The organism is Kordia periserrulae, from assembly GCF_003054265.1.
Taxonomy (GTDB): Bacteria; Bacteroidota; Bacteroidia; order Flavobacteriales; family Flavobacteriaceae; genus Kordia; species Kordia periserrulae.
Genome location: NZ_QBKT01000004.1, coordinates 24,092 through 33,999, shown reverse-complemented (window position 1 = coordinate 33,999; position 9,908 = coordinate 24,092). Strand labels below are relative to the sequence as shown.

Sequence of the window (9,908 nt, the reverse complement as noted above, 5' to 3'; positions counted from 1 at the left end):
TTTATGTTGAAATGGTGTAGCGTTTGTTTTTAAAACTCAAACGTTTCTATCTGTGCTTCTTCCTTGTTTTGGGTTTGTGCAATCAATTCTTTATGATCTTTAAGTGTGCTTTTTACAAAAATGTCTGTCAACGAAATTTTTGTTTGAAAGTCTTTTTGATACGCATTTACCAATTTGATAGCTGATAGACTGTTTCCGCCAAGCGTGAAGAAATCATCGAGCATTCCTATCTTTTCGCGTTGCAACACTTCTTCCCACAAAGCGACGAGTTTAAAGTCCAGTGCATCTTCAGGCGCTACGTATTCAATTCCTGTCGAAATACCGTCGTTGTTGAGTTCTTGCAGTGCTGAACGGTCTACTTTACCGTTTTTAGTCAATGGAATTTCTTCTAATTGAATAAAATGCTCAGGAATCATGTATTGTGGCAATTTGTCTGCTAAGAACGTGCGAATATCGCTTGCGTTTTCTTCTTTAGAAGCGGTGATGTACGCTACCAATTCTTTTTCCTTGCTTTCTGTTTCACGAATTAATACAACTGCTTGTTGAATGCTTTCTTTTTTTAATAAATTGGAGATGATTTCATCCGTTTCAATTCGATAGCCTCGCAATTTCACTTGATTGTCAATTCTACCCAAATAATCAAGTTCTCCGTTGGTTGTCCATCGTGCCAAATCGCCCGTTTTGTACAAACGTTCTCCAGTAGTTGTTGTGATGAAACGTTCTGACGTAAGTGTGTCCAATCCGTGATAACCTTCTGCCAATCCTGTTCCGCTTACGTACAATTCGCCCGCAACTCCAATAGGTTGTGCCGTTAACGCATCGTTTAGGACTTGAATTTTGGTGTTATACACAGGTTTTCCAATTGGAACTGCGTTGTATGATGTATTTTTTACTTTGTAAATGCTACAACCTACCGTAGTTTCTGTGGGACCGTATTCGTTGTAAATTGCAATTTCAGGATTGATGTTGCGTAAAATTTCCACATGATGCGGATGCAACACATCGCCACCAACAATGACGGTTTGCAATTTGGTGGCTACATTTTGGAAATCTGATAGCAAATCAATGTGCGCTGGCGTAAGTTTGATACATTCTAGCTCACTTTGTACGTATTCCTGCAACATTTCCAAGATTTCTCCTTTTGGAATTACTTTTAATGCGTTTCCTGCTGTAAATGGTAAAAACAAACTTGTTACGGTTAAATCGAAAGATAAGGTGGTGAACAATCCGAAGTTGAGTGGCACCGTATGTTCGTTTCCATAACAATCTTTCGCCCATTGCAGGTAATTCATCAACGCGGTATGTCCGACACGAACTCCTTTTGGAACGCCTGTAGAACCTGAGGTATAAATGATGTAGGCTGTGCTATTTTCTGTGATGTTGTTGATGCTTGCTGTGCTCCATTCTTCGTTCAATTCAACATCGATTGAGAATAAATTCCCGTCGTAGTTTTCCAAATCGAACATATAATTGGTTTCCGTGATGACCAATTTTACCGCTGCATTTTCAAGAATGAAATATTTACGTTCCAACGGCAAATTGGTATCCACAAACGTATACGTTGCACCCGCTTTTAAGATTGCTAAAATTGCTGCAACTGTGGTATGATTCGTATCAAAATGCAACGCAACTACATCACCACTTTGTACATCGTATTCAGTAGTTAAACCATACGCAATTTGGTTCGACAAAGCATCTAATTCAGCGTATGTCAACGAAGTATCTTCAAACTGTAATGCGATTGCTTCTGTATTCGTTTCAACTAGCGCTGTAAAGTTTTCAATGATATTTTGATAGTCTAACGCAACTTTTTTGCCTTGTTCAAAGGTAGCAATTGTTGCTTTTTCATCTTCAGTTCTGAAATCAATGTTTCCTATAGTTTCCTGATTTCCAATATGTTTTAATACTTCAATATAATGTGTTGCCAAATTCTTGATAACAGTTTCGTCATAAATGTCTGTATTGAAATTGACTAAAAATTGTATCGTATTTTCTACTTCATAGAAGTGAAATTCCAAATCGTATTTTACCAATAAGTCTTTTGTACTTACAATGCCTTCTTGTTCAACAGCGTGCAACGCGCCAGCTTCGCCGTGATAATCTACCAAAATGTCAAAAATTGGATTGCGTCCAGGATTTCGGTCTACCTCTAAGGTTTCTAGCAATACATCAAATGGATAATTTTGATGTTCAAACGACTGAATCATATCTTCTTTTACACGCTGATAGAATTGCGTAAAGTTTTCTTCCGTATCAATTTGTGACCTGAAAACGAGCAAATTCAGATAAAAACCAATCTGATTTTCCAATAAATAATGATCCCTTCCCGAAACTGGCGTTCCTAAAATGATGTCGTTTTCATTGGTGTATTTGTGTAATGTTGCTTGCAATCCGGATACCAATAGCATAAACAAACTTCCGCCATTTTCCTTGATGATTTTTTGCAAATTCGTACTTACAGATTTTGGAACTGTTACGCCAACACTTTTTCCGTTGAACGATTTCATTTTCGGACGTGGTTTTTCAAAAGGTAAGGTCAATCGCGGCAATTCTCCGCTTAGTTTTTCTTTCCAGTAGTTGGAAGGAACTTCAAAACTAGCATCTTCTTTACGACTGATTTGCCAAGATGCGTAATCTTTATACTGAATTGACAACGGTTGTATGGTTGCTTCCGAACCTTGCAAAAACGCCTGGTAATACGTTATAACGTCATTTGCAATTACGTTCATTGACCAACCATCGCAAATGATGTGATGCATGTTGTAGTAAAACATATATTCGGTTGCCGAAACACGAATCAGCATGGCGCGTAACAACGGACCGTTTCTAAAGTCAAACGGTTTTTTAACATCTTCAACCATGTATTGTTGTGCAATTGACTCTGCATTTTTTTCTTCGTGAAGATCAATGATTTGCAAAAACGGCTGCATGTCGGCTCTTTGTTGAATGAACTGTCGCACTTCACCGTCTTTATTTTCTCCAAAAACCGTTCGCAATATCTCGTGACGATCCATCGTAGCGTGAATTGCTTCCACAAACTTAGATTCATCTTCAATCGTTAGTTTCGTTGAAAACGACATATTATATGCTACCGAAGCTTCTTCAAACTGACACAAAACCCACAAACGCGATTGTGGCGAAGACAACGGATATCCGTCTTCACTTGGCGCCAATACAGGAATCTTCAACGCTTCTTTTGAGCTTTCATTTGCCTTTAAATACGCGACAAGCGCTTGTTTATTGGCTTTGATTTCTTTGACAAGATGTTCCGGAAGTTTCGTCCCGTTGAACTTAATTTTTAAGTCGTTTTCTTTAAGAGAAATGTGAATGTTCTCTTTTCGTAAAGATGCTAATAATTGATCTATCATTATGGTTGAGATTATATGATCACTTCGTTTTCTGAGGCTGTATTTTCTGCCAGCCATTGTTTGTTTTGAATATGTGTTGCCAATTCTCGAATCGTAGCGTATCTAAAAAAGTCCGCTAGTTTCACTTCTACATCGAAGTTGTGATTGAGTTGGTTGATGAATGAAATGGCTTTTAAGGAGTTTCCGCCAAGCACAAAAAAGTCATCGTTTACACCAATTTTTTCTTTATTGAGCAACGTTGCCCAAATTTCCGCCAACTTGATTTCTACGTCCGTTTCTGGCGCTTCATACGCCACATCAGAGGCAATTTGGTCGCCGTGCATCGCTTGCAAGGCTTTTCGATCGGCTTTTCCACTGATGAGTAACGGAATTTGTTCAACAGCAATAAAATGACTTGGTACCATGTATTGCGGCACTTGCTGCAGTAAATGCTCACGAAGTTCTTTGCTGTTTTCTTCTCCTGAAGAAACAATATAGGCTACCAATTCGTTGGAATTATCAGTTGTTTTTCGAATCAGTACGATGGCTTTTTCTATGGTTTCTTTGGTGAGTAAGGCACTTTCTATTTCGCCTAATTCAATACGATGTCCGTTGACTTTTACTTGATGGTCAATGCGTCCTAAATGCACGAGGTTGTTATCAGCATTCCAGTAGCCAATGTCGCCTGTTTTGTACATGCGCTCATTTTCTTTGAACGGATGTGTTACAAAGCTTTGTGCTGTCAATTCTGGTAGATTTAAGTATTCGCGTGCAACGCCTTCACCTGCAATGCAAATTTCGCCCGTAACGCCCATTGGAAGTACTTCATTGTTTTGATTCACCACAAAGATTTCTACGTTTTGCAATGGTTTTCCAATGGTCAATTCCGTTTGTGGCGTTAATTTTTCTTGCGTTGCATACACCGTTGCTTCTGTTGGACCGTACGCGTTTCGAATGTTTAAGTATGACAAACGCGCTAAGTTTTCATGTACATCGTTGTGGAAGGCTTCTCCTGCTACGATTAAGTGTTGTAATTCGCCCACAGGCACATCATACAAATATTCTTTAATCATGCTCAAACGCGTTGGCGTGATTTGCAATACGTGTACTTTTTCGTCTATTAACGTCTGCATGAATTTTTCTGTGTCCGAAAGTTGTTCGTCACCAAAAAGAATGATTTGTTTTCCGTGTGCCAACGCACCAAATATTTCTACTACCGAAACGTCAAAAGATGTATTGGTCACTGCGCCAATTCGAGTGGCGTTTTCAAAATCTAATTGTGCGTCAATCGTATTGACAAATGCATTAAGATTTTTATGTTCTAACACAACACCTTTCGGATTTCCCGTACTTCCCGACGTGTAAATGATATATGCGATTGACGAAGGAGAAACTTCAATTCCTGTTGGCGCATCGGTTGAGATGTGTGCTTGCTTCGCTTCAAAATCGGCAATGACTTCTGTTGAAATGCGCAACACATATTCAGTATCTTTTTCAATGAAATCAATTCTGTGTTGCGGATACGTAATGTCTAACGGAATGTATCCAGCGCCTGCTTTTACAATCGCGAGTAGCGACATGATTAGTGCTTCTGTTCGTGGCAAATGCACCGCTACTAAGTTTCCAGCTTGTACGCCGTGTTCTTGAATGAGATAATTCGCAAATTGATTTGATTTTTCATCCAATTCTTGATATGTGTACGTGTTTCCATTAAATGTTAACGCGTCACTTTGCGGAGTTTCCGCTACGTGTTTTGCAAATTTCGTTACGAAGGTTTCTGAAGCATCGTGTGCTAGTTTTGTATCATTTACTTTCTGAATGCTTTCTAATTGCGAATCCGCCAACAAGTCTGCCACAGCAGCGATACTCTTCGTTTCATCTTTTAATATGTTTTGAATGAACGACATGTAGATTTCTGTCAATTCCTTGTTCGTCAAGCCAGAAACCAACTTGCGAGAGCGATTCCATTCTACGACCATTCCGTCATCGGTTGGACTTACCAATACGTCTAAATAGGTATTGTTCAACTCAAAGCGAGAAACATCTAAAATGCGCTCGTCTTTAGATGCCATTTCGTCTACAGACTTTTCAGCTTTTTTGTAAATGTGAAAATCTACATAGATGAATAAGCTGTCAAAAAACGGATTGTGACGGTTTTCGTCTTTTCCAAAGCGTCTGTTCAATTCTGCCAAACTTAAACGCTCGTAACGCTTTTGAATGTTGAGTTTTTCGTCAATATTTTTGGTAAATGATAACAAGGTATCATTTGTACCGTTGTAACGATACGGCGTGGTGTTTAGGAAACAACCCAATACTTCGTCTCCGTGCGTTTCCAACAAACGTCCGTTGGTCACCAAACCTGTAAGAATGTCGGTATTGTACGATAAACTTCTCAACGTGAACATATACGCCGCAAAACAAATCGCTCTGGTACTAATTTGATGTGTTGCCGCAAAGGTTTCTAGTTTGTCAAATGTGGCATCTGTTAGGTGTAATTTGGTACTTTCATGTTCGATTTCAGTTGAAAAACAATCCAAACGTTTGTAATCGTGCAAAGTTTCTTCCCAATACGAAAGCAAGGCATTACTTTGTTTTAGACATTCTTGGTCAATCACATAATCTTTGTACGTCATTGGCAAGACTTCTGGTGCAAACGCCTCATTTTCCGTAAGCTTGAAATAGATATTGTTCAATTCTGTAATCAACGAAGCTCTACTCCAACCGTCTAAAATAGCGTGATGGAATTGAAAGAGTAAGATTTGCTCTTCCGCATTGAGCTTAAATATTTTCATGCGCCACAAGCCTGGCTTCGTAATTTCAAACGGAACTTCCTTGCGTTCTGTCGTCATGAAATCGTTGACATACGTGCTTTGCGCATCTTTTGTTAAGTGTGAAATGTCTTCGTACGCCGCCGAAACTTCTAAGCTTTTGTGTATAAAGCGCAACGGTGTTTTGTAGGTGTCAATGTTGTACGATGTGCGTAAGATATCGTGCTTTGCCACCATTAAATTCAACGCGCGATTGAACCTTTCTAAATCGAAAACTGGAATGTAAATCGGATATAAAAACTGATCGTGATATACACTTTGCTCTCGGTTGATGATGTAGTTGTAACACATTCCGATTTCGATGTCACTCATCGGATAGGCATCTTCAATGCTTTCATCTGCGATGAAATCGTTTTTGTAGGTTTCAAAAGTGGCAATAATTGCTTCTTTTTCCTCGTCTGAGTATAAACTTTGACTGACTTTTTGTTTGGCAGCTAGTTCTTGAATGCTTGGCGCTTCAAAAATATCGGCAACGTCTAGTTTGGTTTGCAGTACTTTGTTGATTTTACTCAACACACGAATCGCACGAATAGAATCGCCTCCTAAGTCAAAGAAACTTGTAGTAACGCTGATAGCTTCCAAGCCAAATTCTTCTTTCCAAATCGACACAATTGTTTCTTCCGTTGGCGTAGAAGCTGCTACGAATACTTCTTCGTCGGTTTTTATTTTATTGTTGATTTGCTGTAACGCTTTACGGTCAACTTTTCCATTGTTCGTTAGCGGCAACACTTCCAATTGATGGTAGTATTGCGGAATCATATATTCTGGAAGTTTGTTGGCTAAGAATCCGCGAATGTCTTTTACATTCAGTTCTGTATTTCCAACAATATACGCTTCGAGTGTTTTTTCAGCTTCCGAATCGTTTACAATAACGGTTGCTTCTTTGATGTTTTCGTGTTGATGTAAGTGATATTCTATTTCACCTAATTCGATACGGAATCCTTTGATTTTTACTTGATGGTCTTTTCTACCTTTAAAATCCAATTCATTGTCAAAACTCCAACTTGCGATGTCGCCTGTTTTATAGATTTTTTCTGAGGAATTGAAAGGATTTGTGATGAATTTCTCATTGGTCAATTCAACAGTATTCACGTAGCCTTTTGCCAATCCTTTTCCTCCAATACAAATTTCGCCCGAAACACCTTTTGGTACTAATTGATGATGCTCATTAAGAATATACACTTGCGTATTTGCAATTGGCGTTCCGATGTAGATTTTTTCGTCTGCTGATTTGATTTCTTTGACGATACAACCCACCGTTGCTTCTGTTGGACCGTATTCGTTATAGATTTTTATATCAGGATTGATGTCTTTTAAGATTGCTACTTGATGATTGCTCAAGGCATCACCACCAACAATTGCTACTTGCAAAGCTTCACTTTGAACGTTTAACGAACCTAATACACTGATGTGCGCTGGTGTTAATTTAATCGTAGAAATTCCCGTTTCTATATAGGTTTGCAAATTGTTAGTTACATCTTTTCGACTATCGAGAATGTGTAAACTTCCGCCAGCAACTATTGGTAAAAACAGACTTGTAATCGTTAAATCAAAACAGATGGAAGTAAACAATCCGAAGATTGGAGTTGCTTGTGGTTGAACATAGGTTTCTTTCGCCCATAACAAATAATTGAGCAGCGATTCGTGTCCTACCAACACGCCTTTTGGTGTTCCTGTAGAACCTGAAGTGTAAATAATATATGCGTCGTCAGTTGGTAAAATACTTGGTAATGCTTTTATTTCAAAGTTTTCTGGCAAGTATTCAATATCAACCGTCAAGATTTCCAAATCATATTCCATGAAGTCAAACATGAAATCGGTTGTGGTTATCATCAGCTTCATTTGAGAATCTTCAATGATGAATTGCTCTCGTTCTGAAGTGTATTTTGGGTCAATCGGCACAAAAACGCCACCTGCTTTTAGAATGGCTTGTAAGGCAATTGGAATGTGTTCAGAATTCTCCATTTTGATTCCAATACGATCGCCTTTTTGAATGTTGTATTCTTGCTGTAGGAAGCTTGCGAGTTTGGTAACTTCCGATGCAAATTGTTCGTAGCTTAGTGTGTTTTCTTCACTGATAATTGCCGCTTGCAGTGGAATGGATTGTTGTTGTTTTGCTAAATGGTCAACAACCGTTTCATTCGCGTCAAGCGTCACTAAGGTATTGTTCAACGTTTGGATGAATGCTGTTTGTTCCGCTTCAGAAAGCAAAATAGTTTCGTTGATGTTTTTATCAAAATTCGCTTCTAAATGGTCTAAAAAGTGCGCATAATGCGTCATGAATTGACGAATCATCGCTTCTTCATAGATATCTGTGTTGTAGTGGAAACTGATGCCCAAGGTGTTTTCACATTCTGAAAAGTGCAATTCAATATCATACTTTACAGGTTTGGCTTCCGATTGTTCAATCGTGCCTAAACGCTCATCTTCAATAGTCAGACTGAACGATTTGTGATAGTCCAGCAAAACGTCAAAAACCGCATTACGACTCACATCACGCTTGACGTTGATTTCTTCTACCAATTTATCAAAAGGATACGCTTGATGCGAATACGCATTCAACACATTTTTCTTAACTTCTTCGTAAAAATCGCCAAAAGTTCCGTTGCTATCTACCTGATTTCTAAGGACAATCGTGTTTAAGTAAAATCCAATTTGATTTTCCAAATCGGCGTGGTCTCTTCCTGCAATTGGACTTCCAATCAACAAGTCGGTTTGTCCTGTGTAGCGATAACACAAGCTTTTAAAAACACTCATCAGCAACATAAACGGACTTCCGCCGCGTTGTTGGATTGCTTCACGAATGCGCTCGCTAGTTTCCTTTTTTAAGTATGCTGTGAGAACGTTTCCGTTGTAGGTTTTTGATTTAGGACGCAGGTTTTCCGTTGGCAAGTTGAGCGTTTGCAATTCGCCTGACAAGTGCGTTTTCCAGTAGTTTCCGCTTTCGTTGAATCCGTTTCCTTCCAATTGTGAGCGTTGCCATGTTGCATAATCTTTGTATTGTATTTTAAGTTCTGGTAATTCTGGTAATTCGTTTCTTTTGAATGCTTCGTACGATTTTAAGATATCTTTCATCAACACTTCCATCGACCATTCATCGGTAATGATGTGATGCAAGTTGTAATACAGATGATACGCTTCTTCCGAAAGTTTGAAGAAACAAATTCGAAATAGTGGTCCATTTTCCAAGTCAAAAGCTGTCAACGCATCTTGCTTTCGGTAGTTTTGTAGTGCTTTTTCGGTGTTTTCTTCGTTAGAAAAATCGCGATAATCCATCTGAAAGTTAAAATCTTCCGCAGGAATGATGTATTGATATACTTCGCCATCATCTTCCAATTTAAAAACCGTGCGCAATGATTCGTGTCGTTCAATCAAGTATTGAATTGATTTTTCCAGTACATTTTTATCTGAAAAATCACTCGAAAGTGGCACTGAAAACGGCATATTGTACGCCACAGAAGCTTGTTTTATTTGACTTACAATCCACAAACGTTTTTGCGAAGAAGACAACGGATATTTTTCAGCCGAAGCCGCTTTTGGAATGGCAACATAATCGTTGTCTTTTCCGATAAGCTTCAAATAGTCAATCAGTTGTTGTTTGTGTTCTTTCAGTTCTTGTAAAACATCTGCAGGAATTTCATCTCCGTCAAAGTTGATTTTAAGACTGTTTTCTACGTACGATATGTAAATTCCTTTACTGCGTAAAGATTTTATAAGGTGCTCCATATTGATA

At 38.6% G+C, this 9,908-nt stretch carries 2 protein-coding genes; both read right to left on the bottom strand.

Annotation, left to right across the window (positions count from 1 at the left end; genetic code table 11):
• Positions 1-29: 29 nt before the first annotated feature.
• Positions 30-3,368: a non-ribosomal peptide synthetase gene (locus C8N46_RS09240; protein ID WP_158269120.1), complete on the bottom strand. Its 3,339-nt coding sequence runs from the start codon at positions 3,366-3,368 to the stop codon at positions 30-32.
• Positions 3,369-3,379: 11 nt separating this feature from the next.
• The gene (locus tag C8N46_RS09235) at positions 3,380-9,901 is read right to left on the bottom strand and encodes a non-ribosomal peptide synthetase (protein WP_108114614.1); all 6,522 of its coding nucleotides are present in this window, start codon (positions 9,899-9,901) and stop codon (positions 3,380-3,382) included.
• Positions 9,902-9,908 lie beyond the last annotated feature (7 nt).

Excerpts from the sequence above, each read along its gene's own strand:
- C8N46_RS09240 (WP_158269120.1), bottom strand. The coding sequence starts at position 3,368 with ATGATAGATCAATTATTAGCATCTTTACGAAAAGAGAACATTCACATT.
- C8N46_RS09235 (WP_108114614.1), bottom strand. The coding sequence starts at position 9,901 with ATGGAGCACCTTATAAAATCTTTACGCAGTAAAGGAATTTACATATCG.